Origin of the sequence: Acinetobacter sedimenti, assembly GCF_022601685.1 — a bacterium.
Classification (GTDB): Bacteria; Pseudomonadota; Gammaproteobacteria; order Pseudomonadales; family Moraxellaceae; genus Acinetobacter; species Acinetobacter sedimenti.
Genome location: NZ_JAKUML010000002.1, coordinates 161,141 through 186,805, shown reverse-complemented (window position 1 = coordinate 186,805; position 25,665 = coordinate 161,141). Strand labels below are relative to the sequence as shown.

Here is a 25,665-nt window from a genome sequence, read left to right as displayed (position 1 = left end):
AGAATCGTTGCAAAATTATAATGTATTCCAAAATTGACGGAATGATTTTGCGGTATTGATCCAATGCTGTTTGGCAGACTGATGAATCGTCGTCATATTGATAAAGCCGTGTGGCTGATCTGCGATATTCACAAAATGGGTTTTTACCCCTGCATGTTTGAGTTTTTGTGAATACAGCTCGCCTTCGTCATGTAACACATCAAACTCAGCTGTCATCACGTATGCAGGTGCTAGGCCTTCGAGTTTACCAAATAGCGGTGAGATAATCGGATCATCAAGTTCAACTTCGTGTCGATCAGGATAAAATGCAGTGACATGATCGATATCTTCACCTGTCAGCACCAAGCCATCTTTATATTTGTAGAATGAAGAATAACGGCTTTTAAAGTCAACCGCAGGATAGATGAGAAGCTGTGATTGCGGTGCAAATGGTTGATCTTTTGTGACTTGTGCGACCACCGCACTGATGTTTCCACCTGCGCTGTCACCTGCAATCGCGATACGATTCGGTGCAATGTTAAATTCTTTTTGATGTTCAAAAGCCCATTGTAACGCTTCGACACAGCATTTGATTAATTGCTGTGGTGAATGCTCTGGAGCAAGCGGATAATCGATGCTCAGCACTTGTACATTGGCGTGTTTTGCTAGCAGTCGACAAGCCTCATCATGCGTATTTAATCCGCCAACCACAAAACCACCGCCATGATAGAACACGATCATCGGCAAAGTTTGTTTTGGATTAGGGTGATAATGTCGAGCTGGTGTCATGCCCGAATCAAGTGGTAAATGTAAATCTTTGACCTGGGCGATTTTGGTTGGGTTGCTTTGAAACGCAGTCATTTGATCGAGAAAAAGTTTTCGACTTTTTCGATAATCTGCTTTGACAAAACCCGAATGCCCTTGTTTGTGCTGTACGGCTAAAATACATTGATAAAACGGATGAAGTGCTGCAAATGGATAATGATAACCAAGCATACGGGCAAGTCTGCGTTGAACGGGTTTAGGTGCACGGTCAATGGCTTTGGCACTGTGTCCTTGCGTTTTTAGCATGAGCTTTTGCAGATCAAATAGCTTACTCATAATTACTCCATATTGCTGTTTTTCTTGTCATAAAATAGCTGTGCTCTACACTGTTTATCCATAGTTGCACAGTTCGGTAAATCTCGTTGCACAAGGCACGTCGATTCTATACAGAGCATCGCATATTGCGCTTTAAGCTTGAGATATAGTCAATACAATAACTTGAAAACTTGCATTGTCAAGTTTAAGTTTTATGAATTGATGAATAAAAAATAGGAGGAATGGCCATGTATAAGATCGTTTTGGTATCATTGGTCACTGCAATCTCAGCTGTAGGTTGTGTGGTTGCACCAACTGATTATGAACGCTATCCACGGTCAGGCGGAGTATATGGATATCCAGATCGCTACCCTGATGGACGTTATGATAACCGTAGAGAATATGAGCGCCAACGTCAGTACGAAATAGATCGTGCTCGTCAGCGTCAGATTGAATATCGAGAGCGTCAAGAGCGTCTTGAACGAGAGCGTGACCGTAAAAAGCATTATGAACAACAACGTCAACGTGCTGAATGGGAGTGGAAGCGTCGGGAACAACAGGCTCGTGAAGAACGTGCAAGACAAGATAAAGCTCGCTTAGAGCGTGAACGCCGAGATCGTCTTGAAGCACAGCGCAAAGCGCAAGCAGAGAAAAAGCGTTATCAAGAGCAACGTGAACGTGCAGAGCGAGAGCGTAAAGCACGAGAAAAAGCGAAGCATGAACATGAGCGAAAAGAACGTCTTGAAAGACAACGTGATCAAGCACGTGACAAAGCGGAAGAGCAACGCAAACGGTTGATCGAAGCGAAAGAACGGGCGGATAGAGCACGATTTGAACGAATCCACCGATAAGCTACGGTGAATCATTTGAAAAAATATTTGGTGCTAGTTTATTGAAATTAAATTAAAAAAATGATTGTTGCATAAAACTTAATCGACCATCATGTCCCTGATATTAAAAAAAATGTCGCAATTATGATAATCTGCGGCATTTTTTACAGTATGCTACAAATGAAGCATCGGAGATATAAGGGGATTTCTGTGACCAAACAACGTGAAAATCAGCGTGAAAATTGGTCTGCCCGATCTGGTTTTATTTTGGCTGCCATCGGATCGGCGGTTGGATTGGGTAACATTTGGCGCTTTCCATATGTAACTTATGAGAATGGCGGTGGTGCCTTTCTTATTCCATATTTAATTGCACTCTTCACAGCGGGTTTACCGCTTTTATTTTTAGACTATGCCATTGGGCATAAGTATCGTGGCGCTCCGCCAACAGCGTATAAACGTGTTGCAAAACCGATGGAATCTGTCGGTTGGTGGCAGGTCATGGTAACACTGGCGATTGGTGTGTACTATGCCAGCGTATTGTCCTGGGCAGGTAGCTATATTTTCCTCTCGTGGGGGCAGAAGTGGGGCGAAGATACCGAAGCGTTCTTCTTCAATACTTATCTGCAAACTGGAGAAGGCTTAGCATTTGGATTTGTACCGCACCTCTTTTTTGGTTTGCTCGTGGTATGGGCTGTAACGATGTTCATTCTGTATGGTGGCATCAAAAAAGGTGTAGAAGTTGCCAATAAAATTTTCATTCCATTATTGATTGTTTTATTTACGATTTTGGTGATTCAAGCATTACGTTTGCCAGGTGCAACGATTGGCTTAGATGCGTTATTCACACCAAACTGGGCAGCGATGGCAAACTATAAAGTATGGCTTGCAGCATATGGGCACATCTTCTTCTCGCTTTCTGTTGGTTTCGGGATCATGTTGACCTATGCGTCGTACTTAAAACCAAAATCAAATGTGACAGGTTCAGGCGTTGTGGTCGGGCTTGCCAATTCATCGTTTGAGTTACTTGCGGGGATCGGTGTCTTCGCTGCACTTGGCTTTATGGCGCAGAGTGCGGGTGTAGAGTTTAAAGAAGTGGTCAGTGGCGGTATCGGCTTGGCATTTATTGCCTTTCCAAAGTTGATTTCAAGCCTTGGCGCTGGTGCAGATTTATTCGGCTTCTTGTTCTTTACATCACTCGTTGTTGCAGGGATCACCTCAATGGTAAGTATCTTGCAAGTGCCGATCAGTGCGTTTCAAGATAAGCTAGGCTGGTCACGCAAAAAGTCTGTGACAATCATTGCAGGCGGTTCGGCAGTAGTTTCAATTTTGTTGTTCTCAACACATAGTGCAATCAAGTTTGTCGATATTATTGATCACTTTGCCAATAATATTGGTATCGTCTTTGGCGCATTGCTTTCGATCGTGATGATTACATGGTTTAAGCGTTCGAAATTGCCTGAGCTTGAGCAACATGTAAATGCAATTTCAAGTATTCAATTGGGTCAAGGCTGGCGTTTTATGATGACCGTTGTTACACCATTGACGCTTTTAGTTGCATTTGTATTGTCACTGATTGCGTTGATCACGACGGGTTATGGTGATTATCCAGTATTTATGCAACTCATCTTTGGTTGGGGTATCGTGCTGATGTTCATACTCGGTGCGCTTGCGCTTAGTCGATTGAAAGATCGTCAATAAGGGAAAAGGAGAGCATATATGTCTAGTATTGCATTGATTATGATGATTATTTCAATCGTTGTGTTGTGGGGTGGGCTGGCTTTGGCAATGATACATTTGGCGAAGCACCCTGATCCTGAAGATTGATTTGAAGCATTGATTTTTAAACTGATTTACTGATTTGTAAAATCGCTACTTCCTTCTACTTCTGAGGATTATGCGATAATGGTGATGAAAATTTCTAATCAAGGTTTTAAATGATAACTCTTATCATTTGTTGCTAAAGTGCGTTAGAATATGCCGATCTTAGGGTCGGTTAGCCATCACAATGTCAGATTTTTTTAGTACCAATGTACTCATTGCCTTTCTTGTCACAGTCTTGGCGAGTTTGGCAACCGTAGTCGGCGGTGCGTTGGTGTTATTCTTTAAGCAGCCGAGTCCTCGGCTGCTTTCTTTTGGGCTTGCATTTGCAGGCGGAGCGATGGTTTATGTATCGCTCACTGAGATTCTCACCAAATCGGTTGACTCATTTTCACAATCTTATGATTCACAAATTGGCTTTGCATTTGGCACTTTTGCTTTTCTTGCAGGGATTCTACTGGTCATTTTATTAGATCGTTTTATTCCCAATCCGCATGATGCTTTAGACAGTGCGCATTTGAGTGCTGAAAATGATACAGGGCTATACCGTACAGGTTTGCTGACTTTATTTGCCATCACAGCGCATAACTTTCCTGAAGGTTTAGCGACGTTCTTTGCGACTTTGGAAAATGCCACACTTGGCGTGCCACTTGCTGCTGCGATTGCGATTCACAATATTCCAGAAGGTATTGCCATCGCTGTACCTGTCTATGCTGCAACGAAAAGTAAATCAATGGCGTTGCTTGCCAGTTTTATATCTGGGCTTGCTGAGCCACTGGGTGCGTTGATTGGTTATAGCATTCTTGCACCATTTATGAATCCAGTCGTTTTCGGTACAGTCTTTGGGTTGATTGCAGGGGTGATGGTGTTCTTGGCGCTGGATGAGCTACTTCCTGCGGCGAAGCGTTATTCCAAAGGACATGAAACGGTGTATGGCTTAGTCACAGGCATGTCGATGTTGGCGATTAGTATGGTTCTATTTAAGTTTATGTAAATTAAGTTTATGTAAAATCGTCAGGCACTTTAATTTTGCTACTGCGTTAACTGCGCTCGAAGTACGCTTTGTACATCTTCGCTCAGTTGCCTTGTAACCAAATTAAATTGCACTCACTATTTCTGAAATGCAGATATGATGCAAAAAAGCATCGTTCATTGCAAACGATGCTTTTTGATTTTGAACAATTTTTCTTTAAACCTTTTGAACTTTAAATCTTTTCAATCAAGCTTTTCGATTAAGCCACTTTCTCAATCAAGCAATAGTAGAAACCGTCGCCACCACCTTGTTGCGGTAAAAGTTGACGACCATATTGCTGAGCAATCCCCCAATCGGCTTGGATTGTGATATGTTTGGCATCGGTATGTTGAGCAAAGAAATTTTGCATTTGCACTTCATTTTCCGCTTTTAAGATCGAACAAGTGATATAGAGCATTTGCCCGCCTACTTTAAGCTGTTGCCACATATTCTCTAAAATTTCAGTCTGTAGCGCAGTAGTTTGTGCAATATCTGTAGATTGACGAAGTAGGCGAATATCAGGATGACGACGCAATACACCAATCGCTGTACACGGTGCATCAATAATAATGCAATCAGCTTCGGTAGCATCCGATGATTCATTAATTTGCCATGCTGTTGCATCGGCACAGACGACGTTGACCTGTTCATCACGTGCTGATGATGTAAGCTGTAAACGGTTGAGATTTTCATGCACACGTAGTAGTCGCCTTTCAACATTATCCAGTGCAATGAGTTGCTGTGGACGATATTTCTCCAAAAGGTGTGCGGTCTTGCCACCAGGTGCGGCGCAGGCATCGACCACGACTTTACCGTTCAGATTCGGTAACAACGAAACGCAAAGCTGTGCGTGTTCATCTTGTACCGAAAACCAACCTTTGTCATAGCTTGGTAGGGCAGGAATACTGATGCTTTGCTCAAGGCGAATACCTACGTCTGAAATATGGCTTGCACTCGCATCAATCCCTGCAAGTTGCAGTTGTTTCAGATAGGCATCACGACCAATCTGACGGTGATTCACTCGGAGAAATAATGGCGCAGATTGACGTAAAGACTGCGCAAGCTCCGGCAGTTGCTCCGCCCAATCTTTATTTAATCGCTTATACAACCAACTTGGTAAGCCATGCGCTTGCTCTAGCTCGGTGGTGAGCTGTTCATGCTCACGAGTGGCACGGCGCAAGATGGCATTGATCACGCCACTCGCTGATTCAAAACCAAGTTGTTTGACTGCATCGACGGTTTCAGAAATCGCTGCATGATCGGCAATACGGGTATAAAACAGTTGATACAATCCCAAGTAAATCGCCACTTCTAGCTGTGGATCGCTCAGTGGTTTATTCAGCATCGGTAGACTAATGCTTTTTAGTGCATACCAATGACGAAGCACGCCAAAGCTCAGCTCATGCATCAAGCCACGATCTTTCTCATCGACCAATTCAAAATATTTGTCTTGAATCTCGGACAATGAACGACCTTGTTGCACTTGGGATAATAGTCGAATCAGTTGTGCACGTAGATTTAAGCGACTGCCTGCTTTTACACTGCTAATTTTACCATTGCCACGGTTTACAGCGTCTTGCGGTGTATTCTGCTGTTTGGTTTGGCTTTGCGGTTTTGCATATGTTTTATAAAAATTTGGTCTTGGACGCTGATTCATGAGAGGACTTGTCCAATGTTAAGTTTTTGAGTTTGCAGGATTTGTACGCTATTTAACGCCTTGCCACCTGCCCATTGCAAACTGGTCAAGCGAAGCACCGTTCCTGCACCGCAGGCAACTTCGACACCATGTTTATCCATCGCTATAATTTCACCATAACGCTGACTATGGCTTTGTTTGCTGACTTCGGCAGACCAAACACGCAGTGGCGGATTATTGGCATCGGTCTGGCAGAAACATACTGGCCACGGATTAAAGGCACGAATTTGACGATCAATAGTTTCTGCGGCTTGCGCCCAGTCGATTTTTGCTTCATTTTTCACGATCTTGTGCGCATAGTTGGTGAGCGCCTCATCTTGCACTTCACGTTTGGATTGATAGTTCTCTAAAGTTGATATGTCCGTGAGCACTTCACAAATCGCTTCTGCACCAAGTGTCGCCAAGCGATCATGCAAATTTGCCGAGGTATCCTTTGCGCTAATCTCAGTGCTGACTTTATACAGCATATCCCCTGTATCTAAGCCTTTTGCCATCTGCATAATGGTCACACCTGTTGACGCATCGCCTGCAAGAATCGCTCGCTGAATCGGTGCAGCACCACGCCAACGAGGAAGCAATGATGCATGAATATTCAAGCACCCGTATTTGGGCGTATCTAAAACCGCTTGAGGGAGAATCAAACCATACGCAGCCACCACCATCACCTCAGCATTGAGCTCTGCAAGTGCTTGCTGTGCTTCAATGCCTGCTTCTTCGCTACTTTTAAAATGTAAAGGCTGACGTACTAGCAAATTCTGCTCAAGTGCCAACGTCTTCACCGGAGATGCGGTGAGCTTTTGCCCACGTCCCGCAGGGCGGTCGGGCTGTGTATAGACCGCAACGATCTCATGATCAGTCTTGAGTAAAGCGGCTAGGGCTGCGGCAGCAAAATCAGGTGTGCCTGCAAAAATGATTTTCATGCGTATCCAAAAATAGGCGGATCAATAGATGAGATATTATAACGAAAATGTGGGGTGATAGGGGCGATCAATTCTAAGCGGTGATTAACAACACTCTATTATTCAAATCTTGAGTAAATGATGTATAAATAGCCTAGATAAATGAAAATTTTTTGGTATTCCGCATGGCAACAGAAAACGAAAAAGACTCCCCAACCATCGTTGTTGATGAAGATCATCCCGAGCAAGAAAAATACGAAGTCCTCAAAGAAAAACTACGCTACAAACAAGCCAAACGCGAAAATGCCAAGAAGATCGACCATAAACAAGTCCGTCTAAATATCCAAGCAGATGCTCTGCCGACCAAAACTTTTTTCATTATGAATGCACTCGCTGCAGTGATAGCTGCGTATGGTCTACTTGCAGACTCAGCAGCGGTAGTGATCGGGGCGATGTTGGTGGCAATGATGCTCGGACCGATTTCAGGTGTGGCATTGTCATTTATTGATAGTCGATGGATATTGTTTCGCACGGCGATGAGCACACTACTCATGGGTGTGGCAATGATCTTTGCGATTGGTGTGGTCATCGGGTTTATTCATCATGATATGCCGATGACTTCGGAGATTCTCTCTCGGACACAACCCACGATGATCGACCTGATGATTGCACTCGCAGGTGGTGCGGCAGGTGCATTTGCTTCGGTATCACCTCGACTTTCTGTAGCGGTGGTTGGTGTCGCTGTGGCGACTGCTTTAGTTCCTCCGCTTGTTGCCAGTGGGATTTTATTTGCGCATTTTCAATGGGCAAATTCAGGTAATGCGTTTTTATTGGCAGTGACCAACATGGTGGCGATTCAGATTAGCTCGTCATTAGTATTGTGGATTGCAGGGTTTCGTCGTGGTTCGGAAGAGGAGCTTCAAAGCAATGTCTTGGAATTCATTAAACGGAATATCTGGAGTTTATTGGTTTTAGTCATACTTGCGGTGTATTTAAGTTTTAATTTGACGCAACGTGTTCGTCTACAGCTCTATGAAACGTCGATTAGCCAAATTGTCAAAAATAATCTGAATGACGACAACAATATTATCAATGCGGTGGTTTTTGATCAGAAAGAAGATTACACCTTGGTACGAGTGGTGATTCGTGGCGATCATGAGCCGACACAAAAACAATTGGCAATGCTGAATCAGGAAATGAGTAAAGATAATCGAGGATTGCCAACGAAGCTTCAAATCCGCTTCATCCCTGTGAAGATTTTACAAACGAAAGGTGTTGAAGATGTGGAGCTGTCACCACGTCAGGCTCAGCATATCTCCATGAAAACTGCTGAGTAGTGTTGATCAAGCATGTGATTTTCTCAAAAAAATAATTCTGAAGATGTGGTGGTCACATTCAAAATTATTAAGACAGTTGCGGGTTAATGTTGAATAGCGCTACACTAGCGACGATTAGATTAAGTCTATGAAATTGGAATTCCTGCTTTATGCAGGAGGAATTGTTCTATATAATTAGTCGCGAAATTTACGACGAGTAAAAAAATGTCGAATGATAAATCGAATGACGCGTCTAACGGTGCGCCGATCCCTCAGCGTAATAACCCTGCGGAATTAGTCAAGAATGGTTCACCTTTTGATGTGATTTTGTGGATCATTGCTTTGGCTTTATTGATTGGTGCGAGTTTGGCAAATCAATACTTGCCACAATATTGGGCAACTGCAAGTGATGTGTGGGTTCGCATTGGTGTGATTGCTGCTTGTATTATTGTGGCAATCGGTTTAATATACGCCACCCACCAAGGCAAGGGTTTTGTTCGCCTATTAAAAGATTCACGCATCGAGCTTCGACGTGTGACATGGCCAACAAAGCAAGAAACCATCACCACTTCATGGCAAGTGTTGGTTGTTGTTATTGTAACTTCGATCGTATTGTGGTGTTTCGACTATGTATTGGGTATGTTGATTAAGTTATTTATCGGATAAGTTGCTATGAAACGTTGGTATATCGTTCATGCCTATTCTGGCTATGAAAAACAAGTCATGCGTTCGTTGAATGAACGTATTGCACGTAGCACAGTTGCCGATAGCTTTGGTGAAGTCCTTGTTCCTACTGAAGAAGTAGTGGAAATGAAGGATGGGAAAAAACGCAAATCGGAGCGTAAATTTTTCCCGGGTTACGTATTAGTTGAAATGGATATGAATGACGATACTTGGCATATCGTCAAAGAATGTCCAAAAGTTTTGGGTTTTATTGGTGGTACACCTGAGAAGCCAGCGCCGATCACGCAGAAAGAAGCGGATGCGATTTTGGCTCGAATTAATAATACAGGTGAGGCACCTCGTCCGAAGACCATGTTTGAACCAGGTGAAGAATTGTTGGTGACCGATGGTCCATTTACAGACTTCAAAGGTGTGGTTGAGGAAATTCAATACGAAAAATCTCGCTTGACCTTGACGATTAATGTCTTTAATCGCCCAACTCAAGTTGAATTAGAGTTTCGTCAAGTAGAAAAAGCCAACTAGTTTTTTCTGCTGTATAGTTGCCCGATAAGTTCTTTTGAATGATTCGGGCTTTGTTATTTTGTATTTGTCGTGTTTTTTTTGTGGCAGATACATGCAATTTGGGGAGCCTGGCGGCGTTTGTACCCAAGAGGTAATTGAACATGGCTAAGAAGATTGACGGCTATATCAAGCTGCAAGTTCCAGCTGGTAAAGCAAATCCATCTCCACCGATCGGTCCTGCACTTGGTCAACGTGGTGTGAACATCATGGCATTCTGTAAAGAATTCAATGCTGCGACACAAAAAGTTGAACCAGGTCTTCCGATTCCTGTTGTGATCACTGTGTACAACGATAAGTCGTTCACATTCATCATGAAAACACCACCAGCTTCTATTCTTTTGAAGAAAGCTGCGGGTATCCAAAAGGGTTCATCTGTACCAAACAAAACTAAAGTTGGTAAGTTGACTCGTGCTCAGTTAGAAGAGATCGCTACGACTAAAGAGCCAGATTTAACTGGTGCTGATTTAGACGCGCGTGTGCGTACCATTGCTGGTTCTGCACGTTCTATGGGCTTGGAAGTGGAGCTATAAGACATGGCAAAGTTAACTAAACGTCAAAAAGCCATTGCTGCAGCTGTTGAAGCAAACAAAGTCTACACTTTGGAAGAAGCAGTAAAAGTACTTAACAGTCTTCCTGCTGCAAAATTCAAAGAGTCTTTGGATGTTGCGGTAAACCTTGGTGTTGATCCACGTAAATCGGATCAAGTGGTTCGTGGTGCAACAACTCTTCCTGCGGGTACTGGTAAAACTGTACGTGTTGCAGTGTTTGCACAAGGTGCTGCTGCTGAAGCTGCAAAAGCTGAAGGCGCTGACATCGTTGGTTTTGATGATCTTGCAGAATCAATCCAAGCGGGCAACCTTGACTTTGATGTCGTGATTGCTGCTCCAGATGCAATGCGCGTTGTTGGTAAGTTGGGTACGATTTTGGGTCCACGTGGCTTAATGCCAAACCCGAAAGTCGGTACAGTGACGCCTGACGTTGCTGGTGCTGTGAAAAATGCTAAAGCTGGTCAAGCACGTTACCGTGTAGACAAAGCAGGTATTATCCACGCTGCGATTGGTCAAGTTGGTTTTGAAGAAACTGCTGTACGCCAAAACCTTGAAGCATTGGTTTCTGACTTGAAAAAAGCAAAACCTGCGACTTCTAAGGGTGTATACATCAAAAAGATCACTTTGAGCTCTACGATGGGTCCTGGTTTGATCATTGATGTAAACAACGTTTCTAACTAATTTGTTAGTAAGCGTTAGCGCTGAAACAGTTTAAAAAATTTTAAAGTCTTAAAATTTTCACGAGTCTTTGGGTGATTGGAAATTTTAAGCACGCTTTGAATTGATGGGTGCAAACCTGTCAGCGTCAAAGACCTCAGGTGAAAGCGTGTGTTTACACATTATTTCTTAATCCTACCTGAGTAGACGCGGTGGTGTGATTGATGTCCTCCTCCGCGTGTGAGTCAAAAGACTTACAAATTGGGAGTGCACTTATACAAGTGCATAAGTCACCTTAGGAGGTTTTACAATGGCTCTTCTTATCGAAGACAAAAAACAGATCGTAGCAGAAGTCAACGAAGTTGCTTCTAAAGCGTTCTCTGCCGTTGTTGCAGACTATCAAGGTTTGAATGTAGAGCAATTGACACAATTACGTGTTGAAGCTCGTAAGCTTGGTGTAACGACTCGTATTGTTCGTAACACTTTGGCAAAGCGTTCATTCGAAGGTACGCCATTCGATATTTTGAATGACAACCTAGTTGGTCCAACAATTCTTGGTTTTTCAACTTCTGAAGACGACATGGGTGCAGCTGCACGCTTGTTCGAAGAATTTGCAAAATCGAACAAGGCATTTGAACTCAAAGCCGCTGCATTTGATGGCAAGGTTTATCAAGGTACTGAAGTAAGCGTAATCGCAAATCTTCCGAACCAAGAGAAAGCGCTTACTATGCTTGCATCTGTTCTTCAAGCTCCAATTTCGAAATTGGGTCGCCTCATGACGGCGCTCAAAGAGAAAAACGAGCAAGAAGCTGCATAAGCTTAAATTTAATCAATCACTTACACCATTTAATATCCATTTGGAGTTATTCTCATGGCTTTAACAAACGAAGAAATCTTGAATGCAGTTGCTGAAAAAACTGTACTTGAACTTGTTGAATTGATCTCTGCTTTCGAAGAGAAATTCAATGTATCTGCTGCAGCTGTTGCTGTTGCTGCTGCACCTGGTGCTGGTGGCGCTGCTGCTGCTGAAGAGCAAACTGAATTCACTGTTGAGTTGGCTAGCTTTGGTGCGAACAAAGTTGCTGTAATTAAAGCAGTTCGTGAAGCGACTGGTCTTGGTCTTAAAGAAGCGAAAGATCTTGTTGAAGGCGCTCCTTCAGCAGTTAAAGAAGGCGTTTCTAAAGAAGAAGCTGAAGAGCTTAAGAAGAAACTTGAAGAAGCTGGTGCTGAAGTTAAACTTAAGTAATGGCTTGGGGGGTTGGTTTTTTTTAAATCAGCTCCAAAAAACGGCTGATGACTCTTGGGTCATCAGCCTTTTTGCGTTACAATAATCGGCTCGCTTTTTAATGAAGTCTCATTTTTGCGTCGATAATGTGATGTGATTGAATGTTTAGCAATGTTTTTCTATTTATTTTTCAGTAATTTGAAAGATCGTAGAGGATATTGCTAAACATTTTATTGTCGCTTTTGGTTTTTTTGCAGCTTTGAAAAGCGACGGTCAGCCTTGACCTGTTGATAACTTCTGCTCCATCTCGTACTGCAGACGAGATGAGTTTAATGTCCGAGGAATCCAGATGGCATACTCTTATACCGAAAAGAAACGGATCCGCAAAAACTTTGGTAATTTGCCGAATATCATGGATGTTCCTTACTTGCTCGCTATTCAAGTGGACTCGTATAGAACATTCTTGCAAGATGGCAAAACACCAAAGAACCGTGATGATATTGGCTTGCAAGCCGCATTTCGTTCCGTATTCCCTATTGAAAGTTATTCAGGGAATGCGGCTTTAGAGTTTGTCGAATATAATTTGGGTAAGCCTGAGTTTGACGTACGTGAATGTATTTTGCGTGGTTCGACTTATGCTGCACCGATGCGAGTCAAAATTCGTTTGATTTTGCGTGATCGTGATACCAAAGCGATCAAAGATGTACGTGAACAAGAAGTCTACATGGGTGAAATGCCTCTGATGACTGATAACGGTACGTTCGTCATTAATGGTACTGAGCGTGTGATCGTATCTCAGTTGCACCGTTCGCCAGGCGTATTCTTTGATCATGATAAGGGTAAAACCCACTCTAGCGGTAAAGTGCTCTACTCAGCACGTATTATTCCTTACCGTGGTTCATGGTTGGACTTTGAGTTTGATGCAAAAGATTTAGTTTATGTACGTATCGACCGTCGCCGTAAGTTGTTGGCGTCTGTGATTCTACGCGCTTTAGAATATTCAACTGAGCAAATTCTTGGTTTGTTCTTTGAAAAAGTTCCTGTTTATGTTGATGCGTCGAGCTATCAAATTGACTTGGTTCCAGATCGCTTACGTGGTGAGATGGCACAGTTTGATATCGCTGGCGAAGATGGCAAAGTTATTGTTGAGCAAGGCAAGCGTATCAATGCACGTCACGTACGTCAGATGGAAGCTGCGAATTTAACAAAGCTTGCAGTACCTGATGAATATTTGTACGAGCGTATTACTGCTGAAGACATTAGCCTAAAAGATGGCGAAGTGCTGCCTTCCAATACGGTGATTTCTCACGATATCTTGGTGAAAATCGCTGAAGCGGGTGTGAAGCAATTTAACATTCTATTTACCAACGACATTGATCGTGGTTCTTATATCGCCGATACATTGCGTGCTGACATTACACGTGATCGTGATGAAGCGTTGGTCGAAATCTATAAAGTAATGCGTCCAGGGGAGCCACCGACTAAAGAAGCTGCTGAAAACTTGTTTGGCAACTTGTTCTTTAGTCCAGAGCGTTATGACTTGTCACCAGTTGGTCGTATGAAATTCAACCGTCGTTTGGGTCGCCCTTACGAAGTTGGTACAGATCATAAAACACGCCAAGTCGAAGGTGTGTTGTCAAATGATGACATCATTGATGTATTGCGTACATTAGTTGAAATTCGTAACGGTAAAGGTGAAGTCGATGATATCGACCACTTGGGTAACCGTCGTGTGCGTTCAGTTGGTGAAATGACTGAAAACCAATTCCGTGTTGGTTTAGTCCGTGTTGAACGTGCTGTAAAAGAGCGTCTTTCTCAAGCGGAAACCGACAATTTGTCACCACAAGATTTGATCAATGCTAAGCCAGTTGCTGCGGCGATCAAAGAATTCTTTGGTTCAAGCCAATTGTCACAATTTATGGATCAAAACAATCCATTGTCTGAGATCACGCACAAACGTCGTGTTTCTGCACTTGGACCAGGTGGTTTGACCCGTGAGCGTGCAGGCTTTGAAGTACGTGACGTACATCAAACCCATTATGGTCGTGTATGTCCAATTGAAACGCCTGAAGGTCCAAACATTGGTTTGATCAACTCGCTGTCTGTATATGCTAAAACGAATGATTTCGGTTTCTTAGAAACCCCATACCGTAAAGTGGTCGATGGCGCAGTGACAGATGAGATCGAATACCTTTCTGCGATCGAAGAAGTTGGTACCGTGATTGCACAAGCGGACTCTGCGGTAGATGCTAAAGGTGCATTTACTGATGAAGTGGTATCTGTCCGTCATCAAGGTGAATTCGTGCGTATGCCACCTGAAAAAGTGACACATATGGACGTTTCACCACAGCAGGTTGTTTCTGTGGCGGCATCATTGATTCCATTCCTTGAACACGATGATGCCAACCGTGCATTGATGGGTTCAAACATGCAACGTCAGGCTGTACCGACACTTCGTGCAGATAAACCACTTGTGGGTACAGGCATGGAACGTCACGTTGCACGTGACTCAGGTGTGTGTGTGATCGCAAATCGTGGCGGTAAGATCGACTATGTTGATGCTTCTCGTATCGTAATCCGTGTTAACGAAGATGAAATGGTTGCTGGTGAAGCAGGTGTAGATATCTACAACTTGATTAAATACACCCGTTCTAACCAAAACACCTGTATCAACCAAAACATTATTGTGAATTTGGGTGATGAAGTTGCACGTGGCGATATCTTGGCTGATGGCCCATCAACTGATATGGGTGAATTGGCACTTGGTCAAAACATGCGTGTCGCATTCATGACTTGGAACGGTTATAACTTCGAGGACTCGATTTTATTATCAGAACGTGTAGTGCAAGAAGACCGTTTGACTTCGATTCACATCCAAGAATTGTCATGTGTCGCACGTGATACCAAATTGGGTGCGGAAGAAATCACTGCCGATATTCCAAACGTCGGTGAAGCGGCACTGTCTAAACTTGATGAGTCAGGTATTGTCTACATCGGTGCGGAAGTGACAGCGGGTGATATCCTTGTTGGTAAAGTGACACCAAAAGGTGAAACACAACTTACCCCTGAAGAAAAACTGCTTCGTGCGATCTTTGGTGAAAAAGCGGCAGACGTGAAAGATTCATCTTTACGTGTACCGTCAGGCACTAAAGGTACAATTATTGATGTACAAGTCTTTACTCGTGATGGCGTGGAAAAAGACGAACGTGCATTGGCAATCGAAAAAGCACAGCTTGATGCGTATCGTAAAGATTTGAAAGAAGAATTCAAAATCTTCGAAGAAGCTGCTCGTGAGCGTATGATCCGTCTACTTGATGGTCAGACTTCAAACGGTGGTGGTACAACCAAGCGTGGTGATAAGCTGACTGCGGACGTGTTGTCTGGTCTAGAGTTCGTTGATTTGAAAGAAGTTCAAGCCAATGACGAAGATGTTGCTGAGCGCATGAATCAAATTTTGGCATTCTTACAAGAGAAGAGCCAAGAGATTGATGAGAAATTTGCTGAGAAAAAACGCAAAATCGCACAAGGTGATGAGTTGACGCATGGCGTACTCAAAGTCGTTAAAGTCTACTTGGCTGTGAAACGTCGTATCCAACCGGGTGATAAGATGGCGGGTCGTCATGGTAACAAAGGTGTTGTTTCGAACATCTTGCCAGTCGAAGACATGCCACACGATGCCAATGGTGTGCCTGTAGATGTGGTGTTAAACCCACTGGGTGTACCATCACGTATGAACGTGGGTCAGATTCTTGAAACGCATCTGGGTCTAGCTGCAAAAGGCTTGGGCGAACAAATCGACAAGATGATCAAACAACAACGTGCGATGACTGATCTACGTGACTTCTTAGACAAGATCTACAACAAAGTTGGCGGTACGCAAGAAGATCTCAACAGCTTGACTGATGAAGAAGTGCTAAAACTTGCAGGCAATTTGCGTGGTGGTGTACCACTGGCAACGCCTGTATTTGACGGTGCAGAAGAAGGTCAAATCAAAGAGTTACTTGAGCTTGCAAACTACTCACGTACAGGTCAAGTCGAGTTGTTCGATGGTCGTACTGGTGATAAGTTTGATCGTCCAGTGACTGTGGGCTATATGTACATGCTCAAACTTAACCACTTGGTGGATGACAAGATGCATGCACGTTCGACTGGTTCTTACTCATTAGTAACGCAACAACCACTTGGTGGTAAAGCACAATTCGGTGGTCAGCGTTTCGGTGAGATGGAGGTCTGGGCACTTGAGGCTTATGGCGCTGCGTACACTCTTCAAGAGATGTTGACAGTCAAGTCAGATGACGTCGAAGGTCGTACTCGTATCTATAAGAACATCGTTGATGGTAACCATTATATGGATCCAGGTATGCCTGAGTCATTCAACGTATTGACCAAAGAGATCCGTTCTTTAGGTATCAACATTGAACTGAAAAATGGTGACTAAGAAATCTCCCCCAGCCCCTCTTTATTAAAGAGGGGAGCAAGTCCCCCTTTACAAAGGGGGATTTAGGGGGATTAGAGATTCCCAATTTCAGTTAAGAAACAATATTTGTGACCCAGTTGTGAAGTGTAAATCTCCACAACACACGGAGAAAAAAATTGAAAGACTTGCTCGATATCATGCGTAAAAAAACGGATAACGATGGTCAAACACCATTTGAGTTTGATCGTATCCGTATTGGCTTAGCATCACCTGAAGTGATTAAATCATGGTCGCATGGCGAAGTGAAAAAGCCAGAAACCATCAACTACCGTACGTTTAAGCCTGAACGTGACGGCTTGTTCTGTGCCAAAATCTTTGGACCAGTCAAAGATTACGAATGCTTGTGTGGTAAATACAAGCGTATGAAATACAAAGGCGTCATTTGTGAAAAATGTGGTGTTGAAGTCACCACTGCAAAAGTACGTCGTGAGCGTATGGGTCACATCGACCTCGCGTCACCAGTTGCACATATTTGGTTCTTAAAATCATTACCATCCCGTATCGGTCTATTGCTTGATATGACGCTACGTGATATCGAACGTGTATTGTATTTCGAATCTTATGTCGTGACTGATCCAGGCATGACTACGCTTGAAAAGTACCAATTATTAACTGACGAAGATTATTACAATGCGCTTGAAGAGTATGGTGATGAATTCGCAGCGAAAATGGGTGCTGAAGCGGTTCAAGATTTGCTTAAAGATATTGATCTTGAAGCAGAAATTGCTCGTTTACGTGAAGAAATTCCACAGACATCTTCTGAAACTAAACTCAAGAAAATGTCTAAACGCTTGAAATTGATGGAAGCGTTCAAAGATTCAAACAACAAACCTGAGTGGATGGTAATGAATGTATTACCAGTACTTCCACCAGATTTGCGTCCGTTGGTTCCACTTGAAGGTGGTCGTTTTGCGACTTCGGATTTGAACGATCTTTATCGTCGTGTGATCAACCGTAACAACCGTTTGAAACGTCTTCTTGATTTGTCTGCACCTGACATCATTGTGCGTAACGAAAAACGTATGTTGCAAGAATCTGTTGATGCCTTGCTCGACAACGGTCGTCGTGGTCGTGCAATCACTGGTTCGAACAAACGTCCATTGAAATCTTTGGCTGATATGATCAAAGGTAAGCAAGGTCGTTTCCGTCAGAACTTGCTCGGTAAGCGTGTTGACTATTCTGGTCGTTCGGTAATTACTGTCGGTCCTACACTACGTTTGCACCAATGTGGTCTACCGAAGAAAATGGCACTTGAGCTATTCAAACCATTTATCTTTGCCAAACTACAGTCTACTGGTCAAGCAACAACCATTAAAGCTGCGAAGAAAATGGTTGAGCGTGAAACGCCAGAAGTTTGGGATGTACTTGCACACGTGATTCGTCAGCATCCTGTGATGTTGAACCGTGCGCCTACACTTCACCGTTTGGGTCTACAAGCGTTCGAGCCTGTATTGATCGAAGGTAAAGCGATTCGTCTACATCCCTTGGTATGTACTGCATTTAACGCCGACTTTGACGGTGACCAAATGGCGGTACACGTTCCATTGACACTTGAAGCACAGCTTGAAGCACGTGCCTTGATGATGTCGACCAACAACATCTTGTCACCTGCCAATGGTGAGCCGATCATCGTGCCTTCTCAGGACGTGGTCTTGGGTCTGTACTACATCACTCGTGATGCAGTGAATGCCAAAGGCGAAGGCATGGTGTTTGCAGATACTCACGAAGTCAACCGTGCACTTGCAACTGGTCAAGTGGCTATGCACGCTCGTGTCAAAGCTCGTGTGCATCAAACAGTGATCAGCGAATCAGGCGAACGTCATCAAGAAACTTTGGTTGTTGATACCACACCAGGTCGTTGCTTGCTTTGGGAAGTGGTACCTGCGGGTCTGAGCTTCGCTGAAATCAACGTGGAAATGACCAAGAAAAACTTATCCAAGTTGATCAACTCTTGCTACCGTAAACTCGGTTTGAAAGATACCGTGATCTTTGCCGATCAATTGATGTATTTGGGCTTCCGTCAAGCGACTCGCTCAGGTGTATCTGTTGGTATGGAAGACATGGTAATTCCACCGACTAAAGACCAAATCATTGACAAAGCAGAAGCAGAAGTCCGTGAAATCGAACAACAGTTCGAACAAGGTTTTGTAACGGCGGGTGAGCGCTATAACAAAGTGGTCGATATTTGGGCACGTACCAACGATCAAGTTGCTAAAGCGATGATGGACAACTTGTCATTTACCACTGTGAAAAACAAACAGGGTGAAGACGAGAAGCAAAAATCATTTAACTCGATCTACATGATGTCTGACTCAGGTGCCCGTGGTAGTGCGGCGCAGATTCGTCAGCTTGCAGGTATGCGTGGTTTGATGGCGAAACCAGATGGTTCGATCATTGAAACGCCGATTAAAGCGAACTTCCGTGAAGGTTTGACGGTACTTCAGTACTTCATCTCAACTCACGGTGCACGTAAAGGTTTGGCGGATACCGCACTGAAAACTGCGAACTCAGGTTACTTGACTCGTCGTCTCGTTGACGTAGCGCAAGACTTGGTGATCACTGAGCCAGATTGCGGCACTTTAGATGGCTTAGTCATGACTCCACTCATTCAAGGTGGTGACGTGATCGAGCCGTTACGTGACCGTGTACTTGGTCGTGTGATTGCAGAAGACGTAATTGTTGATGGCGAAGTGAAATTCCCACGTAACACATTCATTGATGAACAAATGGCAGCACGCTTAGAAGAAGCGGGTGTCGATGAAATGAAAGTGCGTTCAGTGATTGCTTGTGAAGCAGACTTCGGTGTTTGTGCGAAATGTTATGGTCGTGATCTTGCACGTGGTCATATCGTCAATCCGGGTGAGTCCGTCGGTGTTATGGCAGCGCAATCGATTGGTGAGCCAGGTACACAGTTGACGATGCGTACATTCCACGTTGGTGGTGCAGCGAGCCGAACTTCGGCAGCCAACAGCGTGCAAGTACGTAACAAAGGTACTGTACGTTTCCACAACATCAAGACTGTACAACATGCCAAAGGTCACTTGGTCACGACTTCTCGTTCTGGTGAGATTGGTATTGCTGATGAGATCGGTCGTGAGCGTGAGCGTTATAAAGTGCCTTATGGTGCGTCGATCTTGATCAAAGATGGTGAAGCAGTAGAAGCTGGCGGTATCGTGGCAACATGGGATCCGCATACGCATCCACTCGTGACCGAAGTTGCGGGTAAAGCACGTTTCAGCCAAATCGCTGATGGTGTTACAGCAACCTCTAAGACTGATGATGCAACAGGTATGAGCACAGTAGAGATTCTACCTGTGACTTCACGTCCTGCATCTGGTAAAGACTTACGTCCTGCAGTGGTCTTGGATACTGTAGATGGCGAAGAGCAATTCTACTTCTTGCCACAAAATACCATCTTGACCGTACGTGATGGCGAAACCATCGGTGTCGGTGATGTAATTGGTCGTGTACCACAAGAATCGTCACGTACACGTGATATTACCGGTGGTCTACCACGTGTAGCTGACTTGTTCGAAGCACGTAAGCCAAAAGAGCATGCAATCCTTGCAGAAATCTCTGGTGTGGTGAGCTTTGGTAAAGAAACCAAAGGTAAAAACCGTTTGGTGATCACGCCTGATGATGGTTCTGAGATTTATGAAGAATTGATTCCAAAATGGCGTCAAATCAACATGTTCGAAGGTGAGCGTGTAGAACGTGGTGAAGTGGTGTCTGATGGTCCACAAAACCCGCATGACATCTTGCGTCTGAAAGGTGAAGTGGCATTGACCAACTACATCGTGAATGAAGTGCAAGACGTTTACCGCTTACAAGGTGTAAAAATCAACGATAAGCACATCGAAGTGATCGTCCGTCAGATGCTCCGTAAAGTAGAAATTACCGATGGTGGTGATTCGAGCTTTATCAAAGGTGAGCAAGTCGATTACATCCGTGTGGTGGGTGAAAACCAAGCATTGTTGGCGCAAAACAAATTCCCTGCGAAATTTGAACGTCAATTGATGGGTATCACCAAAGCATCGTTGTCTACTGACTCGTTTATCTCTGCGGCATCGTTCCAAGAAACGACTCGTGTCTTGACTGAAGCTGCGGTAACAGGCAAAGAAGATGATCTACGTGGTTTGAAAGAGAATGTAGTGGTGGGTCGTTTGATTCCATCGGGTACAGGTCTTGCTCATCACTTGGAGCGTCGTCGTCAAGAAGCTGAAGACGCTGAACAAGAGCTTGTGAATGACTTCTCTGAAGTGGATCAAGCCTTGAGTCAAGCATTCAATGAAGAGCAGTTCTAAGCACGATTCATTGGAATAAAGTATTGAAATAAAAAGAGTCCTTCGGGGCTCTTTTTTGTTGGTTATGGAAACGCTAAGATGTTGATAAATTGAAGGAGTGTTGAGATGCAATTTAAAGCAACAGTAGTTTCATTATCCGAAATAGACGAAAATGAAATTACGATAAGCATTAATAACGAAATTTTAGTATGCTTTTTAGCATATTACCCAAACACTTTAGAGCTAGGTCAACAATACGAAGTCGAGTTGTCATTATTTTTCATAGATGATAGTAATATTGATATTTCAAGACACACTAAAATGAATGATTCATTTTGTAGAATAGGAAATATATACGGATACCAAGTTTTTGGAATACTTTATGATAATAAAATTAGAACAAATACAATTATTTTAGAAGACGATGTTTTCAGGAACTATTCAGGTTTTGAGAGTGAAGATGTTTGTTTGAAAGTAGATCGTATTAATTTAGCGATAGTTTAAAATTTGAAAAGCATTAAAATTTTAAAGTAAGGAGTCATATATCATAAAAAGCAACCCGAAGATTGCTTTTCATTGTTTGATACTTAAAGTTTGGTACTTAAAAATTTTCGTATTTAAACTTTACCACGTGAGATAAAGCCAACGATAAACAAGATCACAGCAACCACTAAGAAAATTACTGCAAAATCTTTAGATAGACCCGCAACACCACCGAATCCTAAAACACTTGCAATCAAAGCGACTACTGCAAAAATAATTGCCCAGCGAAACATAATCATACTCCCTATAAAAATTTTTGTAGGTTCATCATAATGTCATTATGTGGTTGTATCTGTTGAACTTTGGTGGCTAATGTAGTTGATCTGAAAACAAATCGTATAAAAAGTGTTCGCTTATATTTTATGATTTTTAATGATATGAAAAGTGTGGAAATGAACAATAGACAAGACATTTACATCATTTTCACTTGTGCAGTATTCATCAATTCAGGCTTCAAGCTGTTACAATTAGCTGTCAAATCTTAAAATGATTTTCCCCTATGTCGATTACCCCTCAAGACTCATCAAATAGCACGGCCGAACTCCGTCCAGAGTTTTGGCGTCACTATGCGATTGATCAGCTCAATCGTACAGAGTGGGAAGCGTTGTGTGATGGTTGCGGACAGTGTTGTTTGATCAAACTGGAAGATGAAGATACAGGAGAGGTTGCCTATACGTCGGTATCGTGCAAACTTTTGGACTGTTCGACAGGGGCGTGTAGCGATTATCCAAATCGACGTGATTTTGTACCTGATTGTATTCAGCTTACCCCTGAATTATTGCAGCAAATCAAATGGCTTCCATCCACTTGTGCATATCGTCGTGTCTATGAGGGTAAGGATTTACCACGTTGGCATTATTTGCTTACAGGGGATCGTCAGAGTGTGATTCGAGCGAAGAAATCAGTTGCGCATCGTTGTATCTCTGAAACGGAAGTAGATGAAGATCATGTTGATGAATATGTGATTCGTTGGGTGCGATAGGATTTCAAAATCTTGAAAAGCTGAAATAAAAAAATCAGATCGGCGCAACATGAAGAATTGATGAAATTGTCGCATTACAGGGCGACTAGACTTGCAGTTGAGAATCATTAAACTATAATGCGATTCATTATTATTTATAAAATTTTTGAGTGCTATGGCTGAACTGAAGTCGGAATCGACTACTCCACCATCTGAAAGCAACCTGTCATCGAAGCAAAGCGATAAATCATCGGCGAAGCAATCGAACAAACAATCTAGCAAGCAATCACCATGGTATCGTGCGAATTTGTGGATTCACCGCTGGATCAGTTTGATTGTGGTGATTCCTTTTGCGATTTTGTCGATTACAGGGGTGATTTTGATCTTCCATGAGGAGATTGATCATGCACTCGGGCATGGGCCAGAAGCTTCGATTAGTGTCAATGGTGAACATCGTCCATTCTCAGACTCGATCAAAGCAGCACAGCAGGCATATCCGAATGAAAAAGTGATTATGACTTCGGTGGATGAAGATCATCATCCCGGTGTGATGCTGATTGGTATGGTTGAAGAGGGTAAAGGCATTCGTGATGCACGTTGGATCTATGCCGATGTGCCTGCGGCAAAACTGGTGGAAGCGCCAAACTCTCGGGAAACGCTGACAGGATTTTTACTTGAGCTCCATGCAGAATGGTTTATGGGCTTTATTGGGCAGTTGATCGGCGCATTGATTGCTTTGTTGGTTTTTCTGTCGTTAATTTCAGGTTTGGTGGTGTATGCGCCTTATGTGAAGAAGTTTTTATTTGGCATCATTCGACGACAAAAAGGCTCACGGATTTTTCAGCTTGATCTACATAATTTGATCGGTTCGGCGGTACTGGGTTGGGCATTGGTGGTGACCATTACAGGATTTTTACTGGGCATTGGTACAGTGGCGATTGGTGTCTGGCAGATGACGGAATTGCAACGCTTGCAACAGACTTATGCAGAGGCAAAAACCATCAATCCGAATGTGCAGATTGATCAGGTTTACCAAGCAGCAGCATCAGGCTCGCAAGGTTGGCACCCGACTTCGGTGTATTACCCAACCTCAGAATACTCGACGCAGGGGCACTATTTGGTCTTGCTACAAGGTCATGAGGGGATTCAGGAAAAACTGTTAAGAATCGCTTTGGTCGATGCAGGAACTGGTGAACTCACAACGGTTGAAGATATTCCTGTGTATTTGAAAGCGATATTCCTGTCGCAACCGCTCCATTTTGGTAACTTTGGTGGATTGGCCTTAAAGCTATTGTGGACACTGTGTACGCTGATGACTTTGTTTATCACGGTGAATGGGGCGTGGCTGTGGTGGGTACGTCGTAAACAATAGGGAACTTCGAAAAACCACCTGTGTCGGCAAATTTCTGCGTTGCTCCTTGCTCGCAATCCTCATGTACGCCAAGTACACTGTGGTTGCTGTGCGAGGTGCGCCTTGAAATTTACGCTACTCGCTAGGTTTTTCGAGATTCCCCAAAGTCTATTTAAATGTATGGTGACATCATGAATCTTTGGAATAATTTAAATACATTATGGTTGCTATGTGTGGTGAGTATGGCAGGCATCATCGGGATGATTTTGGTTGATGGTGTTTGGGATATTGTCTTGCTCATCATCACCGCCTTACCGATCATTTTGGCAATCTATCGGGCGAATAAGCTTAAAGAAAAGTAAGTTAACATGGCGAAAGCTTTATCGAGTTTTCGCCATTAACACAGCCTTCATATTCAAACTTTATAAAATCCCTTATGCTGATTCTATTGTTGAAGAAATTTAAGGAAGGCAGAAGATGATGGATAAAGTGAAAGGTAATGATGTTAAAGGTCGTAAAACTAAACGGACATGTACAGTTTTGGCTTTAGCTTGTACGGTTTCATTTTCTGTATTTTCACTTTCGGCATGTTCCTCGCCAAACTCCTCAACAACGACGGCACATCAAGAAGCTACAGAAAGTAGTACAGATTCAACGAAAATCAATCAAACGTATCGAGTCGAAGAAATCGCAACCTTTGATGAGCCGTGGGCGATCACTAAGCTTCCTGATGGAAAACTCTTAATCACTGAAAAGCAAGGCAAGCTCAAATTATTCGATCCTGTTACTCGGCAAAGTGTTGATGTGCAAGGCGTGCCCAAAGTTGCTTATGGTGGGCAAGGCGGTTTGGGCGATGTGGTGATTCATCCACATTTTGCTGAAAACCAATGGGTTTATCTGAGTTATGCAGTACAAGGTCAAGGTGGTTATGGGGCGGAAATTTCCAGAGCAAAATTAGACCTCAGCAATCCACGACAACCGAAATTAACGGGTTTAGAAAAAATATGGGAACAAGTGCCGAAAATGTCAGGGCAAGGGCATTATGGGCATCGCATGTTGTTTGATTTTGAAGATCAGCTTTGGGTGGCTTCTGGGGAGCGTCAACACTTTGACCCTGCGCAAGATATGAATAGCAATCTTGGGAAAATTCTACGTCTGCATGATGATGGTACACCTGTCGAAGATAATCCTTTTTCTAATCAAGGTGATGTTGCAAAACAGATTTGGTCGCTTGGACATCGCAATCCACTCGGTATGGCACTTGATCTTGAAGGGCAACTTTGGGTGGTTGAGATGGGACCTGAAGGTGGTGATGAGCTGAATCTCATCAAAAAAGGGGCGAATTACGGCTATCCGATCGTATCTAATGGTGATCATTACGATGGGCGAGATATTCCAGATCATGACACACGCCCAGAGTTTCAAGCGCCTGCGATCAGTTGGACACCTGTGATTTCACCGTCGAGTATGATTATTTATCAGGGTGAGCAATTTCCACAATGGCAAGGCAAAGCGATCATTAGCGGACTATCTTCTAAAGCCATTGTCATCGTTGATATGAGTCAAGCCAAAGACAATATTGCTAAGGAAGTACAGCGTTTGGATATGGGCGAGCGGATTCGTGGGGTGATCTCTGCCAATGATGGTAGTCTGTGGGTGATTGAAGATGGTTCAAATGGTAAGCTTTTACACCTCACTTCAAAGTAATGAAATCTTGTTGTTGGAAGTTGCTGAAACTGTTTGTA

Annotated in this window: 22 protein-coding genes; 18 read left to right on the top strand and 4 right to left on the bottom strand. The window is 43.4% G+C overall.

Annotated features, from left to right (window positions below; translation table 11 throughout):
- Positions 1 to 15: 15 nt before the first annotated feature.
- The gene (locus MKI79_RS01935; RefSeq protein WP_241570380.1) at positions 16 to 1,080 is read right to left on the bottom strand and encodes an alpha/beta hydrolase; all 1,065 of its coding nucleotides are present in this window, start codon (positions 1,078 to 1,080) and stop codon (positions 16 to 18) included.
- Between the two features lie 227 nt (positions 1,081 to 1,307).
- On the opposite strand from MKI79_RS01935, the gene MKI79_RS01930 reads away from it, so the two are divergent.
- The 4 genes from MKI79_RS01930 to zupT all read left to right on the top strand — a co-directional run bounded on the left by MKI79_RS01930 (position 1,308) and on the right by zupT (position 4,701).
- Positions 1,308 to 1,910 carry a hypothetical protein gene (locus MKI79_RS01930; protein ID WP_241570379.1) on the top strand — a complete coding sequence of 201 codons (603 nt, stop codon included), beginning with the start codon at positions 1,308 to 1,310 and terminating at the stop codon, positions 1,908 to 1,910.
- Positions 1,911 to 2,099: 189 nt separating this feature from the next.
- Positions 2,100 to 3,587, top strand: a complete 1,488-nt coding sequence (locus MKI79_RS01925; RefSeq protein ID WP_241570378.1) for a sodium-dependent transporter — start codon at positions 2,100 to 2,102, stop codon at positions 3,585 to 3,587.
- 18 nt (positions 3,588 to 3,605) lie between these two features.
- Positions 3,606 to 3,713 carry a methionine/alanine import family NSS transporter small subunit gene (locus tag MKI79_RS01920; protein WP_241570377.1) on the top strand — a complete coding sequence of 36 codons (108 nt, stop codon included), beginning with the start codon at positions 3,606 to 3,608 and terminating at the stop codon, positions 3,711 to 3,713.
- A gap of 181 nt (positions 3,714 to 3,894) precedes the next feature.
- The gene (gene zupT / locus MKI79_RS01915; protein ID WP_241570376.1) at positions 3,895 to 4,701 is read left to right on the top strand and encodes a zinc transporter ZupT; all 807 of its coding nucleotides are present in this window, start codon (positions 3,895 to 3,897) and stop codon (positions 4,699 to 4,701) included.
- Between the two features lie 238 nt (positions 4,702 to 4,939).
- Here the strand turns inward: zupT and rsmB are convergent, their stop codons facing one another.
- Together rsmB and fmt are read right to left on the bottom strand one after the other, a co-directional pair.
- Positions 4,940 to 6,268, bottom strand: coding sequence for a 16S rRNA (cytosine(967)-C(5))-methyltransferase RsmB (gene rsmB, locus MKI79_RS01910; protein ID WP_241570407.1), 1,329 nt, complete (start codon positions 6,266 to 6,268; stop codon positions 4,940 to 4,942).
- Between the two features lie 104 nt (positions 6,269 to 6,372).
- On the bottom strand, positions 6,373 to 7,335 hold the full coding sequence (gene fmt, locus MKI79_RS01905) for a methionyl-tRNA formyltransferase (protein ID WP_241570375.1): 963 nt from the start codon (positions 7,333 to 7,335) through the stop codon (positions 6,373 to 6,375).
- Between the two features lie 164 nt (positions 7,336 to 7,499).
- Here fmt and MKI79_RS01900 point away from each other — a divergent pair, with 164 nt between their 5' ends.
- From MKI79_RS01900 to MKI79_RS01855, 10 genes are all read left to right on the top strand, one after another.
- The gene (locus MKI79_RS01900; protein ID WP_241570374.1) at positions 7,500 to 8,651 is read left to right on the top strand and encodes a DUF389 domain-containing protein; all 1,152 of its coding nucleotides are present in this window, start codon (positions 7,500 to 7,502) and stop codon (positions 8,649 to 8,651) included.
- Between the two features lie 204 nt (positions 8,652 to 8,855).
- Entirely contained in the window at positions 8,856 to 9,296 is a 441-nt protein-coding gene (secE, locus tag MKI79_RS01895) for a preprotein translocase subunit SecE (protein ID WP_241570373.1), read from the top strand.
- Positions 9,297 to 9,302: 6 nt separating this feature from the next.
- Positions 9,303 to 9,836, top strand: a complete 534-nt coding sequence (nusG, locus tag MKI79_RS01890; protein WP_241570372.1) for a transcription termination/antitermination protein NusG — start codon at positions 9,303 to 9,305, stop codon at positions 9,834 to 9,836.
- Positions 9,837 to 9,976: 140 nt separating this feature from the next.
- A complete protein-coding gene (rplK, locus tag MKI79_RS01885) occupies positions 9,977 to 10,405 on the top strand; it encodes a 50S ribosomal protein L11 (RefSeq protein WP_001074682.1) in 429 nt (142 codons plus the stop codon).
- Positions 10,406 to 10,408: 3 nt separating this feature from the next.
- Positions 10,409 to 11,104, top strand: coding sequence for a 50S ribosomal protein L1 (rplA, locus tag MKI79_RS01880; RefSeq protein ID WP_241570371.1), 696 nt, complete (start codon positions 10,409 to 10,411; stop codon positions 11,102 to 11,104).
- A gap of 286 nt (positions 11,105 to 11,390) precedes the next feature.
- Positions 11,391 to 11,897: a 50S ribosomal protein L10 gene (gene rplJ / locus MKI79_RS01875; protein ID WP_241570370.1), complete on the top strand. Its 507-nt coding sequence runs from the start codon at positions 11,391 to 11,393 to the stop codon at positions 11,895 to 11,897.
- 54 nt (positions 11,898 to 11,951) lie between these two features.
- Positions 11,952 to 12,326 (top strand): 50S ribosomal protein L7/L12, encoded by a 375-nt coding sequence (gene rplL / locus MKI79_RS01870; RefSeq protein ID WP_241570369.1) that lies wholly within the window; start codon positions 11,952 to 11,954, stop codon positions 12,324 to 12,326.
- Positions 12,327 to 12,654: 328 nt separating this feature from the next.
- Entirely contained in the window at positions 12,655 to 16,743 is a 4,089-nt protein-coding gene (rpoB, locus tag MKI79_RS01865; RefSeq protein WP_241570368.1) for a DNA-directed RNA polymerase subunit beta, read from the top strand.
- Positions 16,744 to 16,898: 155 nt separating this feature from the next.
- Positions 16,899 to 21,086 (top strand): DNA-directed RNA polymerase subunit beta', encoded by a 4,188-nt coding sequence (rpoC, locus tag MKI79_RS01860; protein WP_241570367.1) that lies wholly within the window; start codon positions 16,899 to 16,901, stop codon positions 21,084 to 21,086.
- 105 nt (positions 21,087 to 21,191) lie between these two features.
- Positions 21,192 to 21,569 carry a hypothetical protein gene (locus tag MKI79_RS01855; RefSeq protein ID WP_241570366.1) on the top strand — a complete coding sequence of 126 codons (378 nt, stop codon included), beginning with the start codon at positions 21,192 to 21,194 and terminating at the stop codon, positions 21,567 to 21,569.
- A 113-nt stretch (positions 21,570 to 21,682) separates the two neighbouring features.
- Here the strand turns inward: MKI79_RS01855 and MKI79_RS01850 are convergent, their stop codons facing one another.
- Positions 21,683 to 21,841, bottom strand: coding sequence for a DUF1328 domain-containing protein (locus tag MKI79_RS01850; protein WP_092619960.1), 159 nt, complete (start codon positions 21,839 to 21,841; stop codon positions 21,683 to 21,685).
- Between the two features lie 266 nt (positions 21,842 to 22,107).
- Here MKI79_RS01850 and MKI79_RS01845 point away from each other — a divergent pair, with 266 nt between their 5' ends.
- The 4 genes from MKI79_RS01845 to MKI79_RS01830 all read left to right on the top strand — a co-directional run bounded on the left by MKI79_RS01845 (position 22,108) and on the right by MKI79_RS01830 (position 25,627).
- A complete protein-coding gene (locus MKI79_RS01845; RefSeq protein ID WP_241570365.1) occupies positions 22,108 to 22,590 on the top strand; it encodes a YcgN family cysteine cluster protein in 483 nt (160 codons plus the stop codon).
- A 154-nt stretch (positions 22,591 to 22,744) separates the two neighbouring features.
- Entirely contained in the window at positions 22,745 to 23,941 is a 1,197-nt protein-coding gene (locus MKI79_RS01840) for a PepSY-associated TM helix domain-containing protein (RefSeq protein WP_241570364.1), read from the top strand.
- Between the two features lie 170 nt (positions 23,942 to 24,111).
- Positions 24,112 to 24,282 carry a hypothetical protein gene (locus tag MKI79_RS01835; protein WP_241570363.1) on the top strand — a complete coding sequence of 57 codons (171 nt, stop codon included), beginning with the start codon at positions 24,112 to 24,114 and terminating at the stop codon, positions 24,280 to 24,282.
- A gap of 118 nt (positions 24,283 to 24,400) precedes the next feature.
- Positions 24,401 to 25,627 (top strand): PQQ-dependent sugar dehydrogenase, encoded by a 1,227-nt coding sequence (locus tag MKI79_RS01830; protein WP_407651529.1) that lies wholly within the window; start codon positions 24,401 to 24,403, stop codon positions 25,625 to 25,627.
- The last annotated feature ends 38 nt before the right edge of the window (positions 25,628 to 25,665 follow it).